General features: G+C 68.9%; 21 protein-coding genes. 11 read left to right on the top strand and 10 right to left on the bottom strand.

Annotation, left to right across the window (positions count from 1 at the left end):
* Positions 1–267: 267 nt before the first annotated feature.
* Positions 268–4,200, bottom strand: coding sequence for a murein biosynthesis integral membrane protein MurJ (locus tag NA8_RS11425; RefSeq protein WP_245663780.1), 3,933 nt, complete (start codon positions 4,198–4,200; stop codon positions 268–270).
* Positions 4,201–4,391: 191 nt separating this feature from the next.
* Here NA8_RS11425 and NA8_RS35515 point away from each other — a divergent pair, with 191 nt between their 5' ends.
* Entirely contained in the window at positions 4,392–4,523 is a 132-nt protein-coding gene (locus NA8_RS35515; protein WP_281199010.1) for a hypothetical protein, read from the top strand.
* Positions 4,524–4,927: 404 nt separating this feature from the next.
* Here NA8_RS35515 and NA8_RS11420 read toward each other — a convergent pair whose 3' ends face one another.
* Complete coding sequence (locus tag NA8_RS11420; protein WP_063050342.1) at positions 4,928–7,513, bottom strand: DUF6049 family protein; 2,586 nt, start codon at positions 7,511–7,513, stop codon at positions 4,928–4,930.
* On the bottom strand, positions 7,510–8,055 hold the full coding sequence (locus NA8_RS11415) for an NUDIX hydrolase (RefSeq protein WP_063050341.1): 546 nt from the start codon (positions 8,053–8,055) through the stop codon (positions 7,510–7,512). Before NA8_RS11415 ends, NA8_RS11420 begins: the two co-directional genes overlap by 4 nt.
* A gap of 443 nt (positions 8,056–8,498) precedes the next feature.
* On the opposite strand from NA8_RS11415, the gene NA8_RS11405 reads away from it, so the two are divergent.
* Positions 8,499–9,959 (top strand): CCA tRNA nucleotidyltransferase, encoded by a 1,461-nt coding sequence (locus NA8_RS11405; RefSeq protein WP_245663779.1) that lies wholly within the window; start codon positions 8,499–8,501, stop codon positions 9,957–9,959.
* Positions 9,960–9,964: 5 nt separating this feature from the next.
* Here NA8_RS11405 and NA8_RS11400 read toward each other — a convergent pair whose 3' ends face one another.
* Positions 9,965–10,780, bottom strand: a complete 816-nt coding sequence (locus tag NA8_RS11400; RefSeq protein WP_063050339.1) for a hypothetical protein — start codon at positions 10,778–10,780, stop codon at positions 9,965–9,967.
* A 140-nt stretch (positions 10,781–10,920) separates the two neighbouring features.
* Between NA8_RS11400 and NA8_RS11395 the strand changes: the two genes are divergently transcribed.
* Genes NA8_RS11395 through NA8_RS11385 form a run of 3 tightly spaced genes read left to right on the top strand, consistent with a single transcriptional unit; the run spans position 10,921 to position 13,247 of the window.
* Entirely contained in the window at positions 10,921–11,676 is a 756-nt protein-coding gene (locus NA8_RS11395; protein ID WP_157106645.1) for a LamB/YcsF family protein, read from the top strand.
* A gap of 9 nt (positions 11,677–11,685) precedes the next feature.
* Complete coding sequence (locus NA8_RS11390) at positions 11,686–12,390, top strand: 5-oxoprolinase subunit B family protein (RefSeq protein ID WP_084466697.1); 705 nt, start codon at positions 11,686–11,688, stop codon at positions 12,388–12,390.
* A complete protein-coding gene (locus tag NA8_RS11385) occupies positions 12,390–13,247 on the top strand; it encodes a 5-oxoprolinase subunit C family protein (RefSeq protein WP_063050338.1) in 858 nt (285 codons plus the stop codon). The genes NA8_RS11390 and NA8_RS11385 overlap by 1 nt, the downstream gene beginning before the upstream one ends.
* Here NA8_RS11385 and NA8_RS11380 read toward each other — a convergent pair.
* A complete protein-coding gene (locus NA8_RS11380) occupies positions 13,217–14,869 on the bottom strand; it encodes a glycoside hydrolase family 183 protein (protein ID WP_245663778.1) in 1,653 nt (550 codons plus the stop codon). The two genes, NA8_RS11385 and NA8_RS11380, sit on opposite strands and share 31 nt — an antisense overlap.
* 282 nt (positions 14,870–15,151) lie before the next feature.
* Here NA8_RS11380 and NA8_RS11375 point away from each other — a divergent pair, with 282 nt between their 5' ends.
* Positions 15,152–15,646, top strand: coding sequence for a hypothetical protein (locus tag NA8_RS11375; protein WP_063050336.1), 495 nt, complete (start codon positions 15,152–15,154; stop codon positions 15,644–15,646).
* Here NA8_RS11375 and NA8_RS11370 read toward each other — a convergent pair.
* Both NA8_RS11370 and NA8_RS11365 read right to left on the bottom strand, forming a co-directional pair.
* The gene (locus NA8_RS11370) at positions 15,639–16,988 is read right to left on the bottom strand and encodes an MFS transporter (protein WP_174550067.1); all 1,350 of its coding nucleotides are present in this window, start codon (positions 16,986–16,988) and stop codon (positions 15,639–15,641) included. The two genes, NA8_RS11375 and NA8_RS11370, sit on opposite strands and share 8 nt — an antisense overlap.
* A 73-nt stretch (positions 16,989–17,061) precedes the next feature.
* The gene (locus NA8_RS11365; protein ID WP_245663777.1) at positions 17,062–17,526 is read right to left on the bottom strand and encodes an NUDIX hydrolase; all 465 of its coding nucleotides are present in this window, start codon (positions 17,524–17,526) and stop codon (positions 17,062–17,064) included.
* A gap of 235 nt (positions 17,527–17,761) precedes the next feature.
* On the opposite strand from NA8_RS11365, the gene NA8_RS11360 reads away from it, so the two are divergent.
* Together NA8_RS11360 and NA8_RS11355 are read left to right on the top strand one after the other, a co-directional pair.
* Positions 17,762–18,550 (top strand): pirin family protein, encoded by a 789-nt coding sequence (locus tag NA8_RS11360; protein ID WP_063050417.1) that lies wholly within the window; start codon positions 17,762–17,764, stop codon positions 18,548–18,550.
* Between the two features lie 114 nt (positions 18,551–18,664).
* The gene (locus NA8_RS11355; RefSeq protein ID WP_063050335.1) at positions 18,665–19,168 is read left to right on the top strand and encodes a DUF4190 domain-containing protein; all 504 of its coding nucleotides are present in this window, start codon (positions 18,665–18,667) and stop codon (positions 19,166–19,168) included.
* Here the strand turns inward: NA8_RS11355 and NA8_RS11350 are convergent.
* Positions 19,137–19,661 (bottom strand): hypothetical protein, encoded by a 525-nt coding sequence (locus tag NA8_RS11350; RefSeq protein ID WP_063050334.1) that lies wholly within the window; start codon positions 19,659–19,661, stop codon positions 19,137–19,139. The two genes, NA8_RS11355 and NA8_RS11350, sit on opposite strands and share 32 nt — an antisense overlap.
* A gap of 133 nt (positions 19,662–19,794) precedes the next feature.
* Here NA8_RS11350 and NA8_RS11345 point away from each other — a divergent pair, with 133 nt between their 5' ends.
* The 3 genes from NA8_RS11345 to NA8_RS11335 all read left to right on the top strand — a co-directional run bounded on the left by NA8_RS11345 (position 19,795) and on the right by NA8_RS11335 (position 23,124).
* Positions 19,795–20,646 carry a Scr1 family TA system antitoxin-like transcriptional regulator gene (locus NA8_RS11345; RefSeq protein ID WP_063050333.1) on the top strand — a complete coding sequence of 284 codons (852 nt, stop codon included), beginning with the start codon at positions 19,795–19,797 and terminating at the stop codon, positions 20,644–20,646.
* A gap of 10 nt (positions 20,647–20,656) precedes the next feature.
* A complete protein-coding gene (locus NA8_RS11340; protein ID WP_063050332.1) occupies positions 20,657–21,031 on the top strand; it encodes a DUF397 domain-containing protein in 375 nt (124 codons plus the stop codon).
* A gap of 74 nt (positions 21,032–21,105) precedes the next feature.
* Positions 21,106–23,124 (top strand): M13 family metallopeptidase, encoded by a 2,019-nt coding sequence (locus NA8_RS11335; RefSeq protein WP_063050331.1) that lies wholly within the window; start codon positions 21,106–21,108, stop codon positions 23,122–23,124.
* Between the two features lie 205 nt (positions 23,125–23,329).
* Here NA8_RS11335 and NA8_RS11330 read toward each other — a convergent pair whose 3' ends face one another.
* A complete protein-coding gene (locus tag NA8_RS11330; protein WP_169810489.1) occupies positions 23,330–24,229 on the bottom strand; it encodes a L,D-transpeptidase in 900 nt (299 codons plus the stop codon).
* 307 nt (positions 24,230–24,536) lie between these two features.
* On the bottom strand, positions 24,537–25,910 hold the full coding sequence (locus NA8_RS11325) for a cytochrome P450 (protein WP_063050416.1): 1,374 nt from the start codon (positions 25,908–25,910) through the stop codon (positions 24,537–24,539).
* Positions 25,911–25,912: the final 2 nt, after the last annotated feature.

Below are 25,912 nucleotides of genomic sequence, written 5' to 3'. Positions count from 1 at the left end.
ATGCCAACCCCTTGGACGGCCCTGACGGCCCTGACGGCCCTCACGGCGGCAACGGGCATAGTTTGACCATCACCGAGATCTCGCAGCATCCAGGACCGAAACGCCAGTACCCGGGAACTCCCCTGCCGAGAGCGCTCCAAGATCATATCGTCCGTAACGTTTTGGCAGCAACCGAATGAGCGGCCGGAGTACGGCGGAATACGCGACGATCGACATCGCGCCACGAGTGGCCCGCACGAAGGAATGTGCGGCGGAAGCGGAGCCGAGTTACGACGCGGCGTCGAAACGGATGTCGGCGATAGCCGTCTGGAACTGTCCTCCGGAATTCCCCAGTCCGGTGATCCAGACGAGAACGTAGCGGGCGGCCTGGTCGGCGCGCACCGGGATGTCGGTGACCCCGTTGTCCAAGCGGGCGGAACCGATCAGCTGAGTCTGATCCAACGTCGGCGAGCCGGTGGGCGAGGTGCGGATCTCCACCGACGTGCCCGCGCTGGGCGAGTTGATCGAGACATTCGTGAGCTTGGCGGGGGCGGGCAGCGTGGCCAGCAGCCCGACCCCCTTCTTGAGCGCCGGGAACTGCTGGAAGTACTGATCGGTGCGCCACTGCGTGCCCGGATCGTTGTCCAGCACCGCCTGGACGTTGGCCACGCCGTCGGCGGTGCCCTCCGGCGAGAACACCGACACCCCGGTCACCGGAACCGGCACACCGGTCGACGTGAGATTCGGGCCCGCGGCAGCCGGCGTCGGAACGGGCTGGTTGTTCGTGGTGAGGCCGATATTGCGCTGTTCGTTCAGCGGCGCGTCCGAAGCGCTCGGCGCGAAGAAGCTGACCATCCACCAGATGACGACGCCGACCACCAGCGCGGCGAGAATGCCGAGGCCGACCATGATCCACATCATCCGCTGCGAGCGCTCGCGTTCGGCCGCGAGCAGCTCCGGATCGGCGAGCGAGTCGTCCATGTTCGCGGGCGCGCGCTGGCCGAGCCGCAGCACCGGAATGAAATCGGTCTTCTGATCGACCACCGACGCCTGTTCCAGCACATGCTGGACCGTCGCCGCTGTCCGCACGCCCTTGTTCGACTCCAGCGAGCGCACGGCGACCGCGGAGATCTCGAACGGCACCTCGGGGCGGATCTGGCGCGGCTCCACCGGAGTGCCGTCCGGGCCGAAGTCGGCGAAACGGAGCCCGCCGACGGTCGCCGCGGATCCGCTGACACCACCCGAGCGGATCGGCCAGCGGGCGGTGATCAGCGCGTACAGCATCGCGCCGAGACCGCGTACGTCGGACTGGGCGTCGGAGTCGGAGAGGGTGCCGGGGAAGGCGAGCACCGCATCACCCGAGGCGCTGATGCGCACCCGGTCGGGATGATCGATGGACAGCGAGCCACCGCCGCGGTGAGCCAACTCGGCCGCCGAGGCGAGGGCGCGGATGGCCCGCGCCGCGCCGATCGGCGACGGCACCGTCTCGGCCATCTCGCGCAGCGAGCGACCCGGCGTCCACTCCGCCACCACGATGCCGCCGGAGCTGCCGCGCACGACGTCCAGAACGCGGGCGAGGCCCGGCGAGTTGATCCGGCCGAGGCGCAGCGTCCGGGACAGGATCGCTTGGGGGCCGTCCTGCCCGGAGTTCTCCGTGGCCTTCTGGTCGGCGTCGACGAAGGTCAGCGCGACCTCGCGATCGAGCTTGATATCCAGCGCCTGCCAGAACTTCAGTCCGCGGGCGCCGCCATGGCCCGCCAGCAGACGGTAACGCCCGCCGGCCACCGACGCGCCCGGAATGAGCTTGGGGCCGCGCGGAATCCGCCGTGCACCCAAGTTCTCGCCGCCCATCGGCGGCATCTCCGGCGAGCCGACCGGGATCATCCCGGTGTCGTACATCGGATCCCTTGGCGGCAGCTGATTCTCCTGCGGTCTCGCCGCGTCCTGCTCCGGCGGAGCCGTGCCCGGCTCCTTGTTCGCGTACGCGGGATCCAACGGCTCCCCCGCGGTCGGCGGTACATCGGTGGACAGTCCGCCGGGCGTGGTCGCAGAAGAATCGGCGGCCGGGACGCCGCCCACCGCGTCGTCGCTCACCCTCGGTCCTCCTTCGCCCTGATATGTCGAGGTTCCGGCGAATTCGCCACTTGTGCTTCTCTGCCGAACAGGGTACGGGAACTCCCCCATGCCGGTGCGGTCAACGGCATCGGGTCTGATTACCGGCAGCACCATGGTCTGGGCGTCCATGTACGGATCGAACCGCGGGTACGCCAAGTAGGGATCGGGCCTGCGGAGCACCTGCGTGACATAAGGATCTTCGACCGGGCTCTCCAGGTCGAGATCCGGTGCGGGCGGGGTCCAGCCGAGCCGCCGGGAGATGGCCACGGTGATGGCCACGATCTCCGGGATTCCGGCGAGTCGCATCAGACCGAAGGCCACCGCGAACATGACGACCGCCGTGATCGCCACCCGGATCAGCGAACCCGGGCCGTGGAAGGACGCGGTCAGTCGATCCAGGCCGAGTACCCGATCCACGATCCACATCACCGCGCCACCCGCGAGTGACGCAAGCACGACACGGGTCACTGTGCGGCCGACATTGGCCATCCGGAGATCACCGAGGCTACGGTGCAGCAGCCAACCACCCACCACGGCGCCGACCGTGAACCCGAGGCCGTTCGCGACGCCGAGCGCGATCACCACGTGCTCGGCGTCGGTGATCACCGGCGCCAGCGCGGAGAAGACGATCTTGGCGGCGGTGATGCCGAGGATGATCCAGGTCGGAATCCACGCCTGCTCCCTGGCGTAGAACACTCGCAAGTGGATCAGCACCAGCGAGTACGGGATCAGCGCGAACGCCGACCAGCTGACCGCGAGGCCGAGACGTTCGGCGTCGGATCCGAAGTTGCCGTACCCGTAGAGCGCTTGCCCGACCTGGGGACCGGCCAGCGTGAGGAAGGTGACCACGGGCACCAGCGCGATCATGGTCAACCGGGTGGCGGCGGAGAGATCGTCGACCACCGCGGGCGTGTCGTCGGCGGCGGCGTTGCGGCTCAGCCGCGGCATGATCGCGGTGAGCACCGTGACACCGAGGACGCCGTACGGCAATTGCAGCAGCAGCCACGCGTTGTTGTAGATGGCCGGGCCCGCCGCGTCGGCATGCGACGAGATCCGCGTGGCGAAGACGAAGCCCGCCTGGCTGATCAGCACGTACAGGATGATCGCCGCGCCCATGCCGCCGAACTGCTTGAGGCGAGCGTCGACCCCCCACAGCGGTCGCAGGTCGATGCCCGCCCTGCGGATGGCCGGAAGGAGGCTGACCGCCTGCACCACCACGCCGACCGTGACGCCGACGCCGAGCACCAGCAGCTTCGGGTCGCTCATCCGGACCGGATCCAGCGTGATCTCGCCGGGCATCAGGACGTACAAGCCGAGCACCGTGAGCACGACCACGTTGTTCAGCACCGGCGCCCATGCGCCGGGCTTGAACATCTGCCGGGTGTTCAGGATCGCCGTGAGCAGCGCCGACATGCCGTAGAACAGGATCGCGGGCAACAGCAGGAACGCCAGCGCGGTGGTGAGCGCGGTGTTGACCTTGCCGTCGTCGGACAGGAAGACATGGGTGGTCAGCACCGGCGCCGCAGCCGTCGCCAACAGCGCGGCGGTGGCCAGGACCACGAAAGCCGCGGTAACCAGGCGCCGGACGAACGCGGCACCGCGATCCGGATCCTCCTGCTCCGCGCGCACCAGGGTGGGCACCACGATCGCGGTGAGCACCGCGCCGAGCACCAGTTCCGCGATCATGTTCGGAATCTGGCTGGCGACGGTGAACGCGCTGGCGATCGCCGGGCCGAGCACCGTCAGCAGCAGCAGTTGCTTGCCGAAGCCGGTGATCCTGCTGATCAGCGTCGCGAACGCGATCGATCCCGAGTCGCTGAGCAGCCGGGAGTTCGCACTCTGCTTCGAATCGTCCGCCTTCGGCGGCTCCGCGGTGTCGGTGGCCGCCGGCCACTCCCTGGTCCGCGGGCGATCCGGTTCGGCGGGCTCGTGCCGAACCGGGGCGGCCGGCCGTTGCCGCGGCGGTGGCGGGAACTGCTGCGGCGGCGGGGGGGCGTAGCGCGGCGGCGGCACGCGATCGGACTCCGGCGTGGCGACCGGGATCGGCCCGGAGCGGGGCGGACGCGGTGCGGCGGGGATCGGACCCGACTGAGGAGGTCTGGGCACCGCCGGGATGGCGCCGGACCGAGGCGGACGCGGCGCGGCCGGAATCGCGCCGGACTGCGGCGCGCGTGGCGTGGCGGGGGGCGCCTGCCGAGGAGCGCCGCCGGAAGGCACAGGTCCCGGGCGAGCCGGACCGGGCGGAACCGGTCGCGGTTGACCGGGACCCGCCGGTGGCGGTGGAGCGGGATACTGCCGTGGGTTCGGATCGGGCGCGGGGCCAGGGCGCGGCGGTGGCGGCACGGGCGGTCGCGGCTGCGCGCCGGGCGGTGGCGGAGGAGGCATGCGCTGACCCGGCCGCGGGTGCGGTGCGGCCGGAGGGCGACTGATTCGCGGCACCAGCGGCGCCTGCTCGTCGTTGTACGGGCCGCCGTTCACGTCCGGACGGTCGGCTTCGGCCGGAGCCGGGCCGCGTTCCCACGGCGCGACCGGCGCTCGGCGTACCGGCGGCCCGTCGAACCGGTCGCTTGGTCGAGGGCGATGAGCCGATATGTCATCGTCGCTCATCATGCCTCCTGTACCAGCCGGGATATCCGCACCCCCATCGGTGCGGTGAGCCGCGGCTCGCCGCAAAGGTTCGCCGTGGTCGGCGAACATTCTGTCAGTGGCCCCCGTCCGGACCGGACCGGCTCGGGAACACCGTGATTGTCCTCCACCGTGCCACACGACACCGCACTGCACCACATCAATGCAGGTAGCAGTGGTTTTCGTGACCCGATCGAAGCGGGATCCCTCACCGCGTCTCCTGCAGCTGCTCCTGCTCCTGCTCTTGTTCCTGCGCCCGCAGCACGCGCAGGCGCGCCCGCCGATAGCGGTTGACCCGACGCCTGGTGCCCGGATCGAAACCCTCGTCGGCCGGATCCGGCTGCCCGCGGAACCGGCGCCACAAACGGCGACCGGCCAGCAGGAGTAGCAGGAGTGCGGCGCATCCGGTGATTATCGCCAAAGCCTTGCCGTAGGCATTCGAACGCACCGAGACCTGGGTGGGATTGCCGAGCGCGACGCCCTCCGGCGTGGTGAGCGAGATCGGAATGACCAGGTTGCGGCTGTCGCTCACCTCGGTCGGGACCTGGAAGGAGCGTGACCCGTTCGCCGGGAGTTGCTGTTCGCCGGGATCGGTGATCTTCGTCTCGGCCGGCGCCTCGATCCGGAATCTCACCCGGATTGCCACCGGCAGGTCGTTGCGCGCGACCAGCAGCAGCGGGCTCTGCTCCGACGCGAGGGTGTACACCCCGCCCGGCGGAAGTACGGTGACCGATCGATAGAGCTTGTCCATCGTCCGCGTGTTCTGGTCCAGCCGCCGCTGGGCGAACGTGTCCGGCGGCGCGGCATCACCGGCGCGCCGATCGGAGAGGCTGAGCACCCGCAGCAGATCGTCGCGCAGCGGCGTCAGGAAGTCGTGCGGCGTGGGCTCGGCCTCCGGCACGTCCACCAGCGCGCGCATCATCTCGGTGATTCGACGGCTCTGCTCGCGCGCGGGCGGCAGGAACCGGTCCGGCACCGAGTCCTGCGCGGCCTGCGACAGATAGTCCAGCGCGTAGGGCTGCGGGTCCGGCGGCAACGCCACCAGATCGTGGAACGGACGCGCGGTGGCGAGATTGCCGCGCAGCAGCTGGTCGAACTGACGCAGCAGCGCGGTCGCCTCGTCCCGGTTCGCACCCCACTGTTGTGGCGGGACGAGCAACAGCGAACGCGATCGGTTCGCCTCCGGGTGCAGCGCGCTCCACGAGATTGCCCCGAGAGCGTCCTGCAAGCGGGCCGCGCGCGAGTCGTTGGTGACGTCGTAGCGGACCCGGGACGGAGTGAAGGGCGGGGTGGGCGGATTGGAGCCCACCGCGGCCAGCGCCGTCGCGGACCAGATGTCGAAAGTCACCGCGTGCAGTGCCGGGTCGGCGGCGGGAGCGGGTGAACCCGCTGCGGGCGGCGTCGGGGCGCCCGTGGCCTGCGGTGCTGGTACCGGTGCGGTGGGCTGGATCGCGGTGATCTCCGGCAGCCGCACCACTTCGGGGCTGACCGGGTCCGCGGTGGCTCCGGCTTCGCTCGCACCGGCCGTGGTCTGGTGGCTTTCACTGCTCGACTGGGCCCAGTCCACGCTGTCCTGCGGAACCGCTGCCGTCGAGGCGAGCACTGCGGTGCTGAACCCGTGGCTGCGCAACAGCCTGCCCGCGCCTTCGTCGATGCTCCCGGAATCAGGCAGGCTGACTCCGCGCACCGACTGGGTGGAAAGGATCGAGTCGACGATCTCGGCCGGTTCGCTGATCGCGCGCGCGGACAGCGCCGGATCGTTGACCGCGGCCAGCGCGGTGAGATCGACCTGCGCGAACGGCAGCGCCACGGTGCACATCGAGCCGGCCAGCGCGCGCAGCCGGTCCAGCCAAGTCTGGGCCTGTTCAGCGCCCGCGCCCGCCCTGGTCGCGCCGTCGGGATCGGACGGGCTGGCCAGCACGCGATAACCCCTGGTCATCGCGCGCACCGTGAGCAGCAGGTCGGGGTCGACGGCAAGGCATACGGCCGAAGCCAGATCGGCGTTGCGGCTCGCGCCCGGGCTCAACGTCCCCTCCAGCGCGGCCAGCAGTTGATCGAGGCGCCCGCCCTTGCCGAGCGAAGCGGCCAATTCGTCGTCGGTCAGCTCCACCTTGCCGTCCACGCTGCCCGGATGGCCTCCGACCTGCCTGGGCCGGTCGGCCAGCGGCCACAGCAGCGTCGTCGCCACCGGAGCGGCGGTGGACGCGGTCACCGACGGGGCCTGTTCACCCGCGACGGGCGGCACGCCGAGCACCGGGAGCAGGAATCTGGCGTCGTCGAGCCTGGCCTGCGTGCCGTAGGCGGGTTCGCCGTTCACGTTCAACAACAGCGGGTAGACGCCCGGTTCCGTGATGCCCAGCGACGTGGCGCCGCTCTCGGAGCGCAACGGGATGCTCAGCGTGAACTGTTTGCGCTGCCCCGGATTCAACCGCTGCGCGACATCCTCGAAGTCGCCGTTCACATCGTAGTTGACCTCGTCGAGGCGCAGCGTGGCGCGCAACTCGGCAGGCGCGGTGATCGCCGCCGCCCGCTGGACGCGGATGCTGACGTCGTCCACCACACGATCGCCGATATTCGTGACCGTGCCCGATACAGTCAGCACCGAGTCGCTGCCGGTGGTCACTGTGGTCGGCGTCACCGAGTCGAGAGACAGCTTCAGGAATTTGGGATTCGTCGAGGTGCCGGACCCGGTAGGTTGCGCTGCGGCCGAGGCGGAATCGAGCAGTGGCAGCGTCGTCACCGGGCCGATGATGGTCAGGACCGCCACGAAGATCCGGAACAGTCCACGCCTCATCGCTTGCCGGTCTCCATCCGGTCGATCAGCTTGTTCGCCATCTCCGCCAGCCGCCGCTCGTCGGCGTAGGCCAGCCGAGAATCCAATTCGCTCAACGGGACCCAGGCGACCTGGGTCACTTCCACGTCGGCGTCGGACAGTTCACCACCGACCGAACGCAGCAGATAATGATGCACCGTTTTGTGTACCCGCCGACCATCGGTCACGAACCAGTAATCGATGCTGCCGAGTTCGGCGACCACGACACCGTTGATGCCTGTCTCCTCGGCGACCTCGCGGATCGCGGTCTGCTCGGCGGTCTCACCTTCTTCGATATGTCCCTTCGGCAGCGACCACAATAACCGCCCGCGGCGATCGGTGCGTCCGATGAGGGCCGCGCTGCGCGACTCCCGAGGACCATCCAAGCCGTCGACGACGAGTCCGCCCGCCGAGGTCTCCCGCACCGTACGCATCCGCGGCTTGGCGGCATTGGCGGCATTGGCGGCCGAACCGCGGCGCCGAGGCCGGCGGCGTCGACTGTTCGCACGATCGGCCGAAGACACCTGGCAATCCTACTGTGTTCGATTGCCGCGACTTCGTCGCGGCGTGTTCGCGGCCCTCTTGTGGCTGTACTGGTTTTTCCAGCGACTGCGGCGCGGGGTGTTCGCGGCCCCTTTGTGGCTCGCGAACGGGCGCATGCTCGGTCTCGCTTCGCTCGAGAGTCGAGGTGTGCTGGGCGCGTCGGTATCGGCGTTCGGGACACGGGGGCACCTCCGCTCGGAGCGGATTGTCGAGGTCGGCCGGTACTTGTGGTGCCTGGGGAAGCGGGGGGCCGCTGCTCACAGCGCTGTTCTTCAGGGGGTGAATCGTGGGCGTAGTCGGTGGGGTGCTCGCGCGGTGTTCGGACGCCGCTGGCTGGGTTGATGTCGGTGTCCTTATATATCTGGGCTGCTGCGTGGGCCTGCGGCGCGATAACCGTTGTCGTGGCTCGGTAAGCTGCTGCTTCGTGGTTTCGCCGAAGTCGCAGGACGCTGCGCTGGATAGACGTACCCGATTGCTGGCCGCCGCGGCGGTGACCCTCGGGGGGCTGGCAGATGTGCTGACGCCGCTGGGTGAGATGTTCGCGGCACGGGGGCACGAGCTGTACCTGGTCGGCGGGAGCGTGCGGGACGCGGTGCTCGGCCGGTTGGGGACCGATCTGGATTTCACCACCGACGCGCGGCCGGAGGTGGTGCAGGAGATCTTGCGCGGGTGGGCCGACCATCTGTGGGACACCGGCGGCCTGGCATTCGGCACGGTCAGCGCGTCGAAGGCCGGGCAGCAGCTGGAGATCACCACCTTCCGCGCCGACAACTACGACCGGGTGTCGCGCAACCCCCAGGTGACCTTCGGCGACTCGCTCGCCGAAGACCTGGTGCGCCGGGACTTCACGGTGAACGCGATGGCCGTGAAGATCGGAGCGGGCGGCGCGCTGGAGTTCGTCGATCCGCTCGACGGCATGACAGCACTGCTCGACGGAGTGCTGGATACGCCTGCCGCGCCCGAGGATTCGTTCCACGACGATCCGTTGCGGATGCTGCGCGCCGCGCGGTTCGTCTCCCAGCTGGGGTTCGAACTGCATCCCCGGGTGCGGACGGCGATCACCGCGATGGCCGACCAGATCGACCGCATCACCGCTGAGCGGGTACGGGTGGAGCTGGACAAGCTGATCGCGGGCGCGCATCCGATCGACGGCATCAACATCATGTGCGAGACCGGGCTGGCCCAGCGGGTGCTTCCCGAGGTGCCCGCGATGAAGCTGGAGATCGACGAGCACCACCAGCACAAGGACGTCTACTGGCATTCGCTCACCGTGCTGGAGCAGGCGATCGATCAGGAGGAGGGCGACCCCGACCTGGTGCTGCGCTGGGCCGCGCTGCTGCACGACATCGGCAAGCCCGACACCAAGCGCAACGAGCCGGGCGGCGGCGTCAGCTTCCACCACCACGAGGTGGTCGGCGCGAAGATGGTGCGCAAACGGATGCGGGCGCTGAAGTACCCGAAGCAGTTCACCGAGGACGTCGCCCGGCTGGTGTTCCTGCACCTGCGCTTCCACGGTTACGGCAAAGGGCAGTGGACCGACTCCGCCGTCCGCCGCTACGTCACCGACGCCGCCGAGCTACTCCCCCGCCTGCACAAACTCGTCCGCGCCGACTGCACCACCCGAAACAAGCGCAGGGCCGCCGCGCTGCGCGCCACCTACGACGAGCTCGAGGTGCGGATCGAGCGGTTGCGAGAGCAGGAGGATCTGGCCAAGGTCCGTCCGGATCTGGACGGCAACGCGATCATGGAACTGCTCGGCTTGCCCCCGGGGCCCGAGGTGGGCCGGGCCTGGCGCCATCTGAAGGAACTGCGGCTCGACCGTGGCCCGCTCGACCGGGACGAAGCCGAGGCGGCGCTGCTCGAGTGGTGGAAGACGCAGAGCTGAACAGGTCAGAAGACGATCAGGGTGGTGCCTGCCAGGATCGCGGAGCGCATCTGGGCGAGATCGAACGACCCGGAGATCTCCGGCAGTTCGACGCGGAATCGGATCAGGTCGTCCTCGCGCTCGGCGCGCACGATCCGCGCGTCCTTGGGCAGGTGCTCGAGCGGTAGGACGGGAACGTCGATCATGCGTCGCGGAATGCGCACGCCGAACCAGGTGGCCCGGCGTATCTCGATGCGCAGGCGGTTGTCCGTGACCGACGCGTCCACCAGAGCGGTGACCAGCCGTCGGCGATGCCTGGCTCGGATCAGCCCGCTGCGGTGCACGTCGAGGTCCCAGTCCAGCGGCTGGGTGTTGAGCCACCCGACCAGCGCCGCCGTGGTGACGGTGCCGACGAGGTCGAGCCGGGCGGTGCGCACCTTGGTCGGCACGCCCGGAATCAGGCGGACGCCGTGGGCGATCACCGTCACGGACTCGATCGGATGATCGTCCCAGCTCAGCCGCGACAGCACCGTCTTGGTCTGGAAATGCGCGCCGCGGCGGCGCACCTTCAGCACTTGCAGGGTGGCATGCAGGTCGTGACCCAGCAGTGTCGCGCTGACCTCCTGCCCGCCGAACCGGCTCAGGATGCCCTCGCTGAGCATGGTCATCAGCACGTCGGGGAGCAGCGCCGTGACGGTGCCCGCGCCGAGGTCGGCGACCGGATCCATCCAGGCCGTGCTGAGCGCGACCCACTGCTCCAGCCAGGATTGATCGAACAGGCGCTTTCCGAGATCGACGGCCCGCAGCGGCGACCAGGACTTCGGATCGAAATACGTGGCCATGATTGGATTGAGCGTACTTGGCGCCGCGGCCCGAACCGGCGCGCTGTGACCCAGGTCGCGCCGACCGGGTGTCCTTGCCCGCGGAAGGTTCCAGCACGAGAATCGAAGGGCGTGCTGCACGCACTGCTGGGAGGACGTACATGACGCTGGATCTGAACAGTGATCTCGGCGAAGGCTTCGGGCCTTGGACGATGGGCGACGACGCCGCCATGCTCGACATCGTCACCAGTGCGAACATCGCCTGCGGATTCCACGCGGGTGACCCTGCGATCATGCGCAGGACCTGCGCGCTCGCGGTGGAGAAGGGAGTGCGTATAGGCGCCCACGTCGGTCATCGCGACCTGGCCGGTTTCGGTCGGCGAGAGATCGCCGTCGCACCCCGCGAGTTGCGCGACGAGGTGCTCTATCAGATCGGTGGCCTCGACGCTTTCGCCAGAGCCGCCGGGGATCGGGTGCGTTACGTGAAACCGCACGGAGCGCTCTATCACTCGACCGCGCGCAATCGGCTGCTGGCCGACGCGGTGCTGTCCGCGATTACGGAGTACGACCCGCAGTTGGCCCTGCTCGGTCCGGCCGGCACCGAGTTGGAGTCGGCGGCGGAGGCCGCCGGAGTGCGCTTCGTCGGGGAAGGTTTCGCCGACCGTGCGTACACGCCCGACGGTTCGCTGGCCGCGCGCGATACGCCAGGGGCGGTGCTGGGGCCGCGGGAAGCGGTTGCCCAAGCGATTTCGATCGCCAAGTCGGGAGCCACGCGGACGGCCGACGGCTACGGCGAGGTCTCGGTGCGTGCCGCGAGCATCTGTGTGCACGGTGACTCGCCCGCCGCGGTGCAGATGGCCCGGTACATCCGCGCCGCACTGGATGAGGTCGGTGTGCTGGTGGAGCCGTTCGGCTGAGGTCGGGACATGAGGACGAAGGGCGCGGTGACGCACGCGCAACGGCAGGCGGCCGAGCAGGCGATTCGCGCGGCGGGCGATCGGGCGCTGTTGATCACTCCCCAGCGGCGTGAGGTGGTCGCGGAACTCGTCACGGCACTGCGGGATCGCCCGGTACCCGGCGTGCAGGACCTGCTTCCTGCCGCGGAAACCATCCTGCTGACGCTCGATTCACCGCGTGCAGCGGAAGCGGTCCGCCGGGCGCTGACGTCGCTGCTGATCGCACTGCACGCCGAGCGGCCCGCCGCTGTTTCCCGTGGAACATTGCCGGACAGCCCTTCCCACGCCGAACCGGTATCGATCCCGGTGCGCTACGACGGCGCCGACCTCGACGAAGTCGCCCGGACGCTGGAAGTCACGACCCGGGAAGTGATCGCCGCGCACACCGGCACGGTGTGGCGGTGTTCGTTCGTCGGATTCGCCCCGGGCTTCGGCTACTTGGAATCGCCCGACGGCCGCTTGGCCGTTCCGCGCAAAGCGCAGGCGCGCACGTCGATTCCGGTTGGCGCGGTGGGACTCGCCGGTGGATACAGCGCCGTGTACCCGCGGAGCACACCCGGTGGGTGGCAGCTGATCGGCACCACCGACCTCAGGATGTGGGATGTCGAGCGCGACCCGCCCGCGCTGATCCGTGGGGGCGCCACGGTGCGTTTCATCGATGCGAGGGACCGCTGATGATCGTCGTCGAGAAGGTCGGTCCGCTTGCCACTATCCAGGATCTCGGACGAACGGGCTGGTTCGATTCGGGTGTCGGTCCCGCGGGCGCGGCGGACCGCGGTTCGCTGCGGCTGGCCAATCGGCTGGTCGGCAACCCGGAGGGACACGCGGCCGTCGAAGTGCTGCTCGGTGGTCTGGCGCTGCACGTGGAAGAGCACGTCATGCTGGCGGTCACGGGAGCCCGGGCGTCGGCTGCCGTCGACGGCAGGCCCGTGGGGCACGCGAGCGTGCTGGAACTCGAACCGGGACAGACTCTTCGGCTGGGTTACGCATCCGTCGGGCTGCGCAGCTACGTCGCGGTACGGGGCGGAATCGACGTACCGGAGACGCTCGGTTCGAGGAGCCGCGACACCATGTCGGGCTTGGGTCCCGAGCCGTTGAAAGAGGGCGATCGCCTCCCGGTCGGGCCTTCTCCGAACACGATTCCGGTCGTGGACGTCGCCCCGGTCGCCGAGCTACCCGCGGACCTCGTCACCGTGCGCACGGTCCTCGGTCCGCGCGACGACTGGTTCACCGATGCCGCGGCCTTGTTCGAGGGTAAGTGGGAGGTCTCCACCGACACCGACCGGATCGGCGCTCGATTGGCCCGCCGGACCGGTCCGCCGCTGACCCGCAAGGTCATGCGTGAAATGCCGACCGAAGGCATGGCACTCGGCTCGATCCAGGTGCCGCCGAGCGGAGAGCCGGTCGTCTTCCTCGCCGATCACCCGGTCACGGGCGGCTATCCGGTGGTCGCGGTGGTCGTCGACGCCGACGTCGACGCCATCGCGCAGACCAGGCCCGGTCAGCCCGTGCGGTTCGTGCGTGCGGGCTGACCCTTGTTCGGGCTCGGCCGCAGCCGGGCGTGCATGAGATACACGTTGTAGCTGTCCCACGCCGAGAGCGTGAAATACAGGTCCTCGCCGGTCGACCACGGATGAATGAACCCGCCGTAGGACTTCGGATAGTCGGCGGTGGACACCAGCGGGATCGCATCCGTCCACGCCCCCTGCGGGCTCGCCGCGGTACGCAGCACGATCGCGCCCCGGGCGGAATCCAGGTAGACCATCTGCCACTGCTCGGTCTCCTGGTCGTAGCGCACCGAGAGCTCACTCGCCATACCGAGGATCAACGGGGTGGCTCGATTCTCGGCCGCGGGCGCCCAGCTGCCGCCCACCCAGTACTGATAGGCGGACTTGTTCAGGATCTGGCGCTTCGGGACCCTGGCCAGTGCGATCGTGCCTATGCGTCCGTTGGGCGTGCCGAACATGTAGACGTAGTCACCGTGCGGCACCATCGCCGCGACCTGGAACTTACCGAGACCGAACAGGTTCTCCCATTTGGCATGCTGATCTTTCTTCCAGGTGCGCCCGCAATCGTCGGAGTAGGCGATGCCGCCGTAGTTCGTCCACCACAGACCCGGGATGCGGCTCCACCTGTTCACCGACATATAGCTGAGGTACTGCCGGTTCCCGACGGCGAACCCGGAGGTCGGAATGGTGGTGGTCTCCCAGTTCTTGATCTTGCGGCTGCCCAGGATCTCCGCGGCGTGACAGCGGCTGTCCTGCGCGAAGGTATCCAAGGTCAGGCCGTCGGCCAGCTCGCGGTCGGTGCTGAAACCGATGACGTTGCTGCGCCAATCCTGGTCGTCGTTGCCCGCGCCGCCCACGCCCCAGCCTTCGCCGAAGGTGTCGCCGAAGACAACGGCGATCTCACCGGGCGCGGTCTCCCACATCAGGCCGAGATCCGTGCCGTCGACCTGCCAGCGCATGTCGGTGCGGTTCGGCGAACCGTGCCCGGTCACCTGCTCGACCAGCTCGACCGACTCGACCGCAGGCGCGGTCACCGGCGCCGTGAGCGGACCCGGTTCGGCCGGATGGACCACCTCAGGTGGAGCCGGTTGCGGCTCCTCGCCGGGACCACCGGGCACCGGGACCGGAATCGGCTCGACCTCCGGTTTGAACTCGATGCGCGGGAGTTTCACCGGCGCACCAGAGCCCGAGCCGGAGCCGCTGTCCGAACCGGATCCCGAGGCGGAGCCGGAACCACTGCCCGAATCGGGCGCCGAGGCGGAGCCGGAGGAACCGGTTCCCTCGTCGGTGCCGGTCTCGGGCGTCGGCCTCGGGTCGGGATCGGGTTCGGGGTGCTCGGGATAGTCCCTGATGTCCGGGCACGGGTTGTCGCACGGGTTCTCCGGCAGCGGGTCGGGGACGATCCGCGTGTTGTCCTGCGGCGGGTCGGGCACCGGAACCGGCGTGAGTTCCGGGATCGGCACCGGGATGTCGATCTGCGGCGGCAGCGGCGGCGGAGGCGGTTGCGCGGGATCGGGCTCGCGAGCGAGCGGGTCGAACCCGACCTCACCGCAGCTGTTCACCGGCGGCGGCGCCCACGGGAACGGCGCGCCTTGTGCGGTGGGTGGCGGCACGATGAGGACGCCGACGAGCAGTGCGCCGAACATGACCGGTGCACAGGGGGTTTTGATTCCACAGGTGCGCATCAGGTCGGCCCGGCCGCGGTCATCACGCGATCGGGTGCCCGGTGACGGACCGAATTTCCCACGCGCCCAGCAGTTCTCTTACCGCGTCGGGGTCGTGCACCGGAAAACCCATGTCGTATCGACTCCTGTCGGTCGGCCGCTGACAGGTCAACTTACCGGAACAACCACTGTGAACGGGGGACGGTGAATCGAAAAAGCGCCGCGTGATGGAACCCGCGCCGCACCGCGCGCGTCCAAGAACATATGAACGAGATCGAGTACGTGTTCGGTACCGGTGACGGACCCGTGCACGTCTGGACCAGCCAGGCCGATCTGCAACTCGGCGACACGGGCGCGGCCGACGCGGTGCGGCTGGACTTCGACGGAGACGGCATCGCCGATGACGCGCTGTGGGACCCGGCGGATTCGGGCCGCGCCGGCATCGCGGCGCTGGATCTCGACGACGACGGTGTGCCCGACCACTTCTTCACCGATCCCACCGGCCTCGGCACGTGGAACCACCAGATCACCGGCCTGCCCGGCGATGCGGCCAGCGAGCCGCTGGACTGGATCGTGCGCACGGAGGCGGACGTGCCTGATCGTGCGCTCGGCGACACACGACTATCGGAGGCACAGCCGAATTCCGATTCCACGGCCACATCGCCCGGCGATTCGGCGACCGAGAGTATGCCCGAGCACCTGACCCACCGGCTCAGCCGTGGCGTGCGCAACCTCGGCGACGAACCGTTCATCAGCTGATCGCGCGGCGGCGCGTGTTCAACGCGATGGCGGCGATTCCCGTGGCGTAGGCGGCGGCGCCGGTCAGCACCACGATCGCCGATCGGCCGTCGTCCGGAATGATCAGGGCCGCGGCCGCGATCGCCAGTACGAAGGTGATGTTGAAAACCGTGTCCTGCAACGCGAACACCTGACCGCGGCGGGCGTCGTCGATATCGATCTGCATGGTCGCGTCGCCGGTCAGTTTGATCGTCTGCCCGGCGAGTCCGAGCAGGAAGGCGCCGGCCAAGAGGAGTTCGTGCGCGCGCTCCACCGCGGCGACCGAATCGGCGAACGCGATCGGCGTGACCAGCGTCAGCTGCACCAGCATGGCGGTGATCAGACCGGCGACCACGGTGCGCGCCCGTCCCAGCCGGGGAATGAGCAGTGGCGCGACAACGGCGGCCACCAGCATGCCGGCCGCGGTCGCGGCGATCGCCACGCCGAAACCGACCAGACCACCACTGAGTCCGGTGCCGTCCACCGGGGCCTGGCGCAACACCAGCACCATGATCAGCGTATTCACGCCGAAGACGATCCGGTGGGTGCCGATGCCCAGCATCGCCGTCGTGACCGCTCTCGATTCCCACACCGCCGTGGCACCGGTACGCAGACCGGTGGCGATCGCGTGCACGGTGTTCTCGCCCTTCGCCGCGTCGGGGGCCGGACCGAGCACCCGCGGCCGGAACCCCGCTGCCAGCGCTGCGCCGAGCAGCGACCCGGTCCCGCTGATCGCGACCGCGACCGCCGAGGCGAAGTCACCCGCCCCCATCAGCCCGATCATCCCCACCGCCACAGCCGCACCCGCCCCGGCGCACCCGGAGGCGACCGTGGCGAGCACCGAGTTCATCGGCACCAGCCAGGACTGCGCCAGCACCCGTGGCAGCGCGGCCGAGACGCCCGCCAGGACGAATCTGCTGACGCCCACCACCGCCAAGGCCAGCAACAGCAGCGGTGTCTCGCCGACTCCGGCGAGCAACCCCACGCCGACCAGCGCGATCAGCACCGCGCGCAGCACGTTGGCCACCAGCAGCACGGCGCGCCGGTCCCAGCGATCCAGCAGCGCGCCCGCGTACGGTCCGATCAGCGAATACGGCAACAGCAGCACCGCGAAGCCCGCCGCGATGGCCAGCGGATCGGTCTGCCGCTCGGGGTTGAACAGGATCGCGCCCGACAACGCCGCCTGGAACATCCCGTCGCCGAACTGCCCGGCGAAACGCACCACGGCCAGACGCGACACGCCCGGGCTTTCCCGAAGTGTGGCGCGCAGTCCACCCGGCCGCTGCTCCGCGGGAGTGAGGCCTTCGGCGTGACCAGTCGACACATCCGCGAGCGTACTGCGTTCGCCGATGGCGCCGCGCGACCGCGCGTCGGCCGCGAACAACACGGCGCGCGAGTCAGACCCGGTCGACCAGCGCGCTCACCGTCGCGCGCATATCCGGCGCCATCGGCAGCTCGCCGAGCGCGCCCGCGTCGATCCAGGCGTACGCGTCGTGCTCCCCTGGCGCGAGGACGACATCGCCCGGCTCGGCCTCCACCACGAAGCTGTATTTCCGCACTTTCGACTTGGTTCGGGTCGCGTAATCGAATCCACCGAGGAAGTCGAGGACGGCGCGCAGCCGCAGCCCCGTTTCCTCCAGCAATTCCCGCTCGACGCACTCGGCGAAAGTCTCTCCCGATTCGACTCCTCCGCCGGGTAGTTCGTACATACCGCCGTGATAGTCGTCGGCGACCCGGCGCACCACCAGGAGCCGACCTCCGCGGAACACCGCGACGCCGATCACGAAATGCGCGATGCCATCGCGGCGCGCTTCGCTACGGAGTTGCTGCTCGATCCGGGTCAGGTCATCGGATTCCAGCACGTCGTTCCCTCCGGTCGGCGTTGTGGCGCTTGGCAATCGGGGCCGGACGACGATATCCGGCGAGGTGGCCCGACGTTTCGACGTACCGGTTGGTTCTGCTCGCCTCCCGTTCACCTTCCGGTCGCTCGCGTAAAATGCCGAGTGCGGCACAATTTACTAGGAACGCGGAGTACCGCGGCGGAAGTGCTCCTACCCTGAATGGCGATCGGTGCACGGTCCCGAGAGGAGGACCATGATGTCCACACTCACGACACCACACATCGATGTCCACCGCGGCGGCGACCGTATGAAGACGCGGGTCTCCTGGCTGGATTCGAAGCATTCGTTCTCCTTCGGGGAGCATTACGATCCCGACAACACCCACCACGGCTTGCTGCTGGTCAACAACGAGGACGTCGTCTCGCCCGGGCAGGGTTTCGACACCCATCCGCACCGGGACATGGAGATCGTCACCTGGGTGCTCGATGGCAGTTTGGTGCACCAGGACTCCCTGGGCCACAGCGGTGTCATCTATCCCGGGCTGGCTCAGCGGATGAGCGCGGGCACCGGCATCCTGCATTCGGAGAAGAACGACGCGTGGCGGCTGGACGGCCGCATCCGCGAACACGAGCAGCCCGTGCATTTCGTGCAGATGTGGGTCGTGCCCGACGAGCCGGGTCTGACTCCGGGCTACGAGCAGCTCGAGATCGATGACGAACTCGCGGGAGGCGGTCTGGTCACGGTTGCCTCGGGTCTGCCCCGATACCGTGATCGCACCGCCATCGCCATCGCCAGCAGCCATTCGGCGCTGCATGTGGCGCGCATGGCCGGCGCGGAGCCGGATGCCGAGCCGGTGATCGATCTGCCCGATGCGCCGTACCTGCACTTGTTCGTGGCGCGCGGGGAGGTGGACATGGAAGGAGTCGGCCCGCTCTATGAGGGCGATGCGGTGCGTTTGACCAGGTCGGGCGGCCAGCGTGTGGTGGCGCGGCGGCCTTCGGAAATCCTGGTCTGGGAGATGCACGCGCGGCTGGGCGCCCAGTAACCGGTTCGCATTAACATCCGTCCGCGGGGTGCGCGATCAGTAGGCGACGGCCGCGCCGCCCCGGACCACCTCGTCCGGACCGAGCACCGCGAGGCACCGACGGAGAGGAAGTCCATGTCGCAATATCCGCCCCCGCCCCCCGGCCAGTACCCGCCGCCTGGTCAGTACCCGCCGCCACCCGGCGGCCAGTACCCTGGCCGGCCCGCCTATTGGCAGGAATCGCCGAAGGGCCGAGGTCTGGCGATCACCGCGCTGGTGCTCGGCATCCTCGCGTTGCTGTTCTTCTGGACGATCATCGGCGGCTATGTCTGCGGCATCTTCGCCGTCATCCTCGGCATCGTCGCGATTTTCAAGGCCCGCGCCGGCACCGCGGGGGGCATGGGAATGGCGATCGCCGGTGTCGTTCTGGGTGTGCTGGGCATCGTGGGCGCCGTCCTGCTCACCATCGTGGGTTACAGCTTCTTCGTCGACTCGGGTGGCAAGGACTTCGTCGACTGCGTGAACAAAGCGGGCGACGACCAGTCCAAGATCGAACAGTGCGAGCGCGACTGGAATGAGAAGCTGCAGGACAAGTACAGCATCACGCTCACTCCGCCGCCCGCGCCGACACCCCGGTAGCCGCGGCGCACGCCCGGGTCGTGGCGATCACCTCGGCGAAGTCGCGGCGGAAGTCGCGGTCGGGCGCCGCGACCCAGATTCGGTAGCCGCCGTGCTCGTCGGCGGGTGACGGCAGCACGAGGTGGCTGCCCGGCAGTGCGATCGCGGCGCAGATCCGGAACAGGTCGGCGAACAATCCGGTGTCCAGGTACGAGTTGTCGGTGGGGCCGGTCAGGAAGGTCCATCGGTTCGCGCGCGGATGCGCGATGATCGGTCCCGGCCGGGGCTCGGGCCCTGCGGTCAAGCGTTCGCGCACCCGGCGACCGAACTCGGCGGGCATCACGACCGCTCCGACCGAGCCGACTTCCAGCATGATGCGACCCAGCATCGGTTCCACCAGGCCGTACAACCCATTGTGCTCGCGATAGGTTCGGCAGCGAGCGAACGCGTCCTGGATCGACGGGAAGTCCGTGGACGCGAGATGTCTGCCCGATTCGATGCGCGATGTACTCATGTCGAACAACCTCGCCTCGCTGTGGTGGACGCGTGCTCGGAAGAAACGATCGCTGCCATGACCCTAGCCGTGGGCAAGTCGCTTGACAATAGTCACCCGGGGCGCGCGTCGGCGTGGGCGTAGCATCCTGCCCATGGCACCCCTCTCGCCCACCGTTGCCCGCTGGGAGCTGGTGCTGCGGTTGCGTGAACTGCGGGAACAGCGGGGGTTCGACTCGGCGGGCTTCGCGAGGCGAGTGGGCTTCACACCGGCCAACTGGTCGCACGTGGAGAAGGGCAGACGGGTACTCACCACCGAGACCATCGGCCCGGTGCTCGAACTGCTCGAGGTGGAAGCCGAGGAGCGTGCGGAGCTGCTGACCCTGTTGGAGGCCAGCAAGCAGCGCGGATGGTGGGCGAAGTCCTCGGCGTTGATCGGACCGGAACTGCAGCGGCTCTACGGCATGGAATACGGCGCGCAGAGCATTCGCAGCTATGACAGCCTCGTCGTGCCGGGTTTGTTGCAGACCGAGGACTACGCCCGCGCGCTGATCAGCGCCGATGTGATGATCCGGCCGGTCCAGGTCGAGCAGTTGGTGGCGATCCGGATGCGGCGCCAAGAGCGGCTGCGCGGCGCGGATCCGGTGGAACTCACCGCGGTGTTCGGTGAGGGCACACTGCTGCAGCAGACCGGGGGCCCGGATGTGCTGCGCGGACAGCTGAACTACCTGGCCGCGTTGATCGAGGAAGTGGACACCGTGGAGGTGCGCGTGATCCCGTTCGCGGCCACCGCGGGCGCGGTGCTCGGCGGCTCCAGCTTCCACCTCATCGACTTCGCCGGTGAACAGCTGCCCACGTTCGGCTGGGTGGAGAGCGCGGTGTTCGGCGGGGCCGTCGAAGATCCGGATCTGGTCCGCGATCTGCGTTTCGCGTACCTGCGCGCGGTGGACCAGTCGCTCTCACGAGCGGAGTCATTAGCCCTGATCAGACGCTATTCTCGCGTGTAAAATCCTGCCCATGGCCATCACCGCACGGCCGGCACGCACCGGCTGGTTCACATCGACCAGATCGAACAATGGCAACCAATGCGTGGAGGTCAGGTTCGATGGTGACGCGGTGCTCATCCGTGACAGCAAATATCGCCGCAACCCGGCGAACCACCCCGGCGACGAGCCCGTCATCACCGTGACCGCAGCCGAGTGGATCGCTTTCCTCGACGCCGTGCGCACCCGCGGGCGATCGAATGGCGAACTGCGCGCGCACCCCGTCGCCGACGGTCACACCGCACTACGTCACGGCGGAATCACCCTCACCTACAACTCCGAGGAGTGGAACGCCTTCCTGCTCGGCGCACATGACGGCGAGTTCGATCGCGCCGTCGTGTCCGCCTGATCTCCCCTACTCGCCCCCCCCGGGCCCGTCGTGCCCGGGGGCCGACGCACACTCTTGTCGGCATACTGGACACCGTGACTTCCGAACTGACCCGTCCTTCCGGTATCGACCTGTCCCACCTCGACGAGGACGTGCGGGTGCAGGACGACTTGTTCGCGCACGTCAACGGCAAATGGCTGGCCGACTATCAGATCCCCGCCGACCGGGCGGTGGACGGCGCCTTCCGTGCGCTGTACGACCAGGCCGAGCTGGACGTGCAGGCAATCATCCAGAACGCCGCGGCCGCCGACGCCGAGCCGGGCAGCGAAGCCCGCAAGATCGGTGACCTGTACTCCAGCTTCATGAACACCGACGCGGTGGCCGCCGCCGGGCTCGCACCGATCGCGGCCGAACTCGCGGCGATCGCCGAGGTCGGCGACAAGGGGACTTTCGCCTCGCTGCTCGGCCGGCTGCAGCGCACCGGCGTCGGGGGCGCTGTCGGCGTTTTCGTCGACACCGACGACAAGGACTCCAACCGCTATCTGGCGCACGCCACCCAGTCCGGCATCGGCCTGCCCGACGAGTCGTACTACCGGCAGGACGAGTTCGCCGAGATCCGCGCGAAGTACATCGCGCACATCAACCGCATGTTCGCCTTGGCCGCCGCCGACCCGCAGGTCGCCGGGCTACTGCCGGACGACCTCGGCACCGTCGGAGAACGCGTCTTCGAGCTGGAGCGGAAATTGGCCGCCGGGCACTGGGACGTGGTGCGCCGCCGGGACGCCGAACTCAGATACAACCTGACCACCTTCGACGCGCTGGTCGCCGACAACCCTGAGTTCGACTGGGCCGCGTGGACTTCCGCGCTGGCCGAAGGCGCGGAAGCGGCCGGGCCCGAGCTGTTCGCCGAGTCGGTGGTGCATCAGCCGGATTATCTGCGCACGTTCGCCCGGCTGTGGGCCGACGAGCCGCTCGCGGACTGGCAGGCGTGGGCGGCATGGCGAGTGCTCCGCGCGCGGGCGCCGTATCTGACCGACGAGGTGGTCGAGGAGAACTTCGACTTCTACGGCCGCACGCTCACCGGCGCCGAGGAGAACCGGGAACGCTGGAAGCGCGGCGTCGCGCTGGTGCAGAGTCTGCTCGGTGAGGCGGTCGGCAAACTGTATGTGGCCGAGCACTTCCCGCCCGAAGCCAAAGCGCGCATGGTCGAGTTGGTGGCCAACCTGCAGGAGGCATACCGCCGCAATATCGCCGAACTGGAGTGGATGGGCGAGGGCACCAGGCTCGCCGCGCTGGCGAAGCTGGAGAAGTTCACCCCGAAGATCGGCTATCCGGACAAGTGGCGGGACTACTCGGGCGTGGTGATCGACCCGGCTGATCTGGTGGGCAACTACCGCAGAGGCTATGCGGCCGAACATGATCGGGATCTGAAGAAGCTCGGCGGTCCGGTCGACCGGGACGAATGGTTCATGACCCCGCAGACGGTGAACGCCTACTACAACCCCGGCATGAACGAGATCGTCTTCCCTGCCGCCATCCTCCAGCCGCCGTTCTTCGACATGGACGCCGACGACGCCGCCAACTACGGCGGTATCGGCGCGGTGATCGGCCACGAGATCGGGCACGGCTTCGATGATCAGGGCTCGAAGTACGACGGCGACGGCAACATGGTGGACTGGTGGACCGACGAGGACCGCGCCGAATTCGGCAAGCGGACCAGGGCGCTGATCGATCAGTACGATGTGCTGTCCCCGAAGGACCTACCGGACGAGCACACGGTGAACGGCGAGTTCACCATCGGCGAGAACATCGGCGACCTCGGCGGCCTCTCCATCGCGCTGGAGGCGTACAAGATCTCGCTGGGCGGCGCCCCCGCACCGGAGATCGACGGGCTCACCGGCCTGCAACGGGTGTTCTTCGGCTGGGCGCAGGTGTGGCGCACGAAAGCCCGGGCGGAGGAAGCCGTCCGCAGGCTCGCCACCGATCCGCACTCACCGGCGGAGTTCCGCTGCAACGCGGTCGTGCGCAACATCGACAGCTTCCACGAGGCGTTCGACCTGAAACCCGGTGATGCGCTCTACTTGGATCCCGCTGAGCGTGTGAAGATCTGGTGATCCGCCAGCCGAGGCGGTCGCGAGCGGTCGTCTCGGCTCGGACGGGCGTGGGCCGCGGGACAACCGGTCACCGGGCCGCACCTGAAAGCGGCGGTCGACTCTCGCGACCACCATCCGAAAAGAGCGAAAGCCGAACATCACGATCGACCGCTTCGAGGATCGATCGTAATGTTCGGCTTCGCGCCGATCCGGGGTTACCGACTCGTCAGTTCCAGTCGCCGAGGCCGTCGCTCGCGCTGAGCGTGCCGCCCTGGGTGTTCTGCACGATCACCGGGTCGCCGCGGCGCGCGTTCTCGAAGAACCACTTGGCGTCCTCGGTGCTGACGTTCAGGCAGCCGTGGCTGGCGTTGGACACGCCCTGCTGCGCGACCGACCAGGGAGCCGCGTGCACGAAGATGCCGCTGTTGGAGATGCGGGTGGCGTACTCGACCTCGAGCTTGTAGCCCTCCGGGTCGGTGACCGGCACGCCGTAGGTCGACGAGTCCATGGTCATCTTGCGCAGCTGCTCGCCCACGATGTAGGTGCCGTTCGGCGTCTCGTGCTTGGGCTTGCCCATCGAGGTGGGCATCTCCTTCACCACCTCGCCGTTGCGGGTGATGGTGATGGTGTGGGTCTCGTCGTCGGCGGTGGTCACGAAGGCGTCGCCGATGCGGAAGGAGCTTGTTGTGCCGCCCGCCTGGACCTGCACGTCGGTGTTGTCCGGCCAGAACTCGTCCGGACGCCAGCGCACCTGCTTGTCACCACGCCAGTAGAAGTGGCCGGGGGCGGCCTTCGACGAGGTGATCTGGATGGCCTTCTCGGCGGTGGCGTGGTCGGTCACCGGCTCCTTGAAGGTGATGATGATCGGCTGCGCGACGCCGACGACCTCGCCGTCGGCGATGTTGATCGAGGGCGGGGCGAAGTTCGCCTGCGGCGCGGGCTCGGTGGCCGCGGCGGCCGATCCGGTGCCGAGACCCGGGATCGGTTCGGCGTGAGCAGGCGCGACGAGCAGAACACCGGCCGCCGCGATAGCGGCGGACAGCAGGGCGCCCTCGCGCATCCGGCGGGTCAGCCGCGCTCCCTTGCGGCGAGCAGGCAACGATCCGGTGTGCAAAGCGGCATGCATAGGTTTCTCGTCCATTCCATCTCTCGCGCGCACGCGTAAGCGCGCGTGGCGAGATCTTTCATTTCAGCGCGGAGCCAGAAGAGCGCCCCACTGGTATCGACGGCCCGACCCGTCGTCCATTCCTACCGTCCCGGCGCGCCCCCTAGCCACCGGCGTTTCGGAGTGATACATCAACCGTGCTCGTTGTGGCTTCAGTCACAATCACTTCCTTTGGGTATCGGTGTGGGCAAACCTCCCGGTCACAACGGAACGGACAGCATCGGCGCGGAGCCGACAAGTGCGTGAAAGTTGGTTCACCGCAAACCAGTTAGTGACCAAGCTCACTGACGACTTCGAACGAAATCGGGCGACGCGGACCGGTCGCGATGTTGTGCGGAACCGAGCGCGGGACGCCTCTGCGCGCATATCGCGGGGGCAGCCGCAGGCTTACCCGCCCGAGGATGGTGGCCAGCGCGATCCGCAACTCGTAGTCCGCGAGGGCCGCGCCGACGCAGCGCCGGTGGCCGCCGCCGAACGGGGCGAACTCGAACGGCCGGTAGCGGCGCTCGGTGAAGCGACCTGGGTCGAAGCGCCGCGGGTCCGGCCACACCTCCGGATCGGAGTGCAGCAACGGCACGGCGATCCCCATGGTGTCCCCCGGGGCGAGCGCCACTCCGCGCAGCGCGAAAGGCTCGATCAGGCGACGCAGGACGATCGGAACCGGCGGGTGCAGCCGCAGCGTCTCCTGGCAGACGGCATCCAGGTAGGGCAGTGCGGCCAGTTCCGCCGGGCTCGCCTCCGGGCCTGCGTCGCGCAGCTCCCGCCGGAGCCGGGCCAAGACCTCCGGCGCGCGGTGCAGCCGCAACAGCGCCCAGACCAGGGTGGTCGCGGTGGTCTCGTGCCCGGCCACCAGCAAGGTGCGTATCTGCTCGCAGAGCTCGTCGTCCGCGGCGGTGCCCGGGGACGCGGACAGCAGCACGTCGAGCACGTCGCCGGACTGGGCGCAGACGTGTCCGCGCCTGCGTGCGATGTCGGCCCGGATCAATCGATCCAGTCGTTCGCGCGCGGCGCGAAACCGGTCCCAGGGTCCGTGCCCGCCCAGTCCGTGCCGCAGCGCCGGCACCAGGAGCAGCGGCCCGGAGAACGCGGTGAGGAATTCCGTCACCGCGGCGGTGTACTCCGCTTGCCGCCGCGGGTCGCACACGCCGAACACCGCCGTGGCGATCACCCGAAGCGTGAGCGCACGCGCCGCCGCCCGCGCGTCGACCCGCGCGCCCGCCGCCCATACCTGACCGCTCTCGCCGGCCAACTCCCGCAGGGTGGCTTCCCGGATGAGCGCGCCGTACCGCCGTATCCGTGCGCTGTGGAAGGCCGGGGCGAGCAGTGCGCGGTCGCGGCGGTGGCGCGTGCCCGAGGCCAGAATCAGCGACGCGGCGCCGACCATCGGTTCGATCGGGTTCGGCCGGGGTGGCTCGGAGAAATCCGCTGGCGAGCGGAAGATCTCCTGGGCGCCGACGGCCGTCCCGGTGAACAGCACGGCGCCGAATCCCGGAAAACGGACATAGAAGGGGTCGCCTTCGCGCGCTCTGCGCCACCGGAAGTACCGGTCGAAATCGATCCCCGCGGCCACGGCGTGCAGTGCGGTCGAGCGCGGCACATGCGGTCCGGCGCGGTGGTCATCACCCCCGTCGGCTCGACGCATGC

This window comes from Nocardia arthritidis NBRC 100137 (assembly GCF_001612765.1).
Classification (GTDB): domain Bacteria; phylum Actinomycetota; class Actinomycetes; order Mycobacteriales; family Mycobacteriaceae; genus Nocardia; species Nocardia arthritidis.
Note: the sequence above shows the minus strand (reverse complement) of the source record. Positions and strands in the feature narration are given on the sequence as shown.

Excerpts from the sequence above, each read along its gene's own strand:
- NA8_RS11355 (WP_063050335.1), top strand. The coding sequence starts at position 18,665 with ATGTCGCAATATCCGCCCCCGCCCCCCGGCCAGTACCCGCCGCCTGGT.
- NA8_RS11350 (WP_063050334.1), bottom strand. The coding sequence starts at position 19,661 with ATGAGTACATCGCGCATCGAATCGGGCAGACATCTCGCGTCCACGGAC.
- NA8_RS11400 (WP_063050339.1), bottom strand. The coding sequence starts at position 10,780 with ATGGCCACGTATTTCGATCCGAAGTCCTGGTCGCCGCTGCGGGCCGTC.
- NA8_RS11380 (WP_245663778.1), bottom strand. The coding sequence starts at position 14,869 with ATGTTCGGCGCACTGCTCGTCGGCGTCCTCATCGTGCCGCCACCCACC.
- NA8_RS11375 (WP_063050336.1), top strand. The coding sequence starts at position 15,152 with ATGAACGAGATCGAGTACGTGTTCGGTACCGGTGACGGACCCGTGCAC.
- NA8_RS11330 (WP_169810489.1), bottom strand. The coding sequence starts at position 24,229 with ATGCATGCCGCTTTGCACACCGGATCGTTGCCTGCTCGCCGCAAGGGA.
- NA8_RS11345 (WP_063050333.1), top strand. The coding sequence starts at position 19,795 with ATGGCACCCCTCTCGCCCACCGTTGCCCGCTGGGAGCTGGTGCTGCGG.
- NA8_RS11395 (WP_157106645.1), top strand. The coding sequence starts at position 10,921 with ATGACGCTGGATCTGAACAGTGATCTCGGCGAAGGCTTCGGGCCTTGG.
- NA8_RS11340 (WP_063050332.1), top strand. The coding sequence starts at position 20,657 with ATGGCCATCACCGCACGGCCGGCACGCACCGGCTGGTTCACATCGACC.
- NA8_RS11360 (WP_063050417.1), top strand. The coding sequence starts at position 17,762 with ATGTCCACACTCACGACACCACACATCGATGTCCACCGCGGCGGCGAC.
- NA8_RS11385 (WP_063050338.1), top strand. The coding sequence starts at position 12,390 with ATGATCGTCGTCGAGAAGGTCGGTCCGCTTGCCACTATCCAGGATCTC.
- NA8_RS11325 (WP_063050416.1), bottom strand. The coding sequence starts at position 25,910 with ATGCGTCGAGCCGACGGGGGTGATGACCACCGCGCCGGACCGCATGTG.
- NA8_RS11390 (WP_084466697.1), top strand. The coding sequence starts at position 11,686 with ATGAGGACGAAGGGCGCGGTGACGCACGCGCAACGGCAGGCGGCCGAG.
- NA8_RS11420 (WP_063050342.1), bottom strand. The coding sequence starts at position 7,513 with ATGAGGCGTGGACTGTTCCGGATCTTCGTGGCGGTCCTGACCATCATC.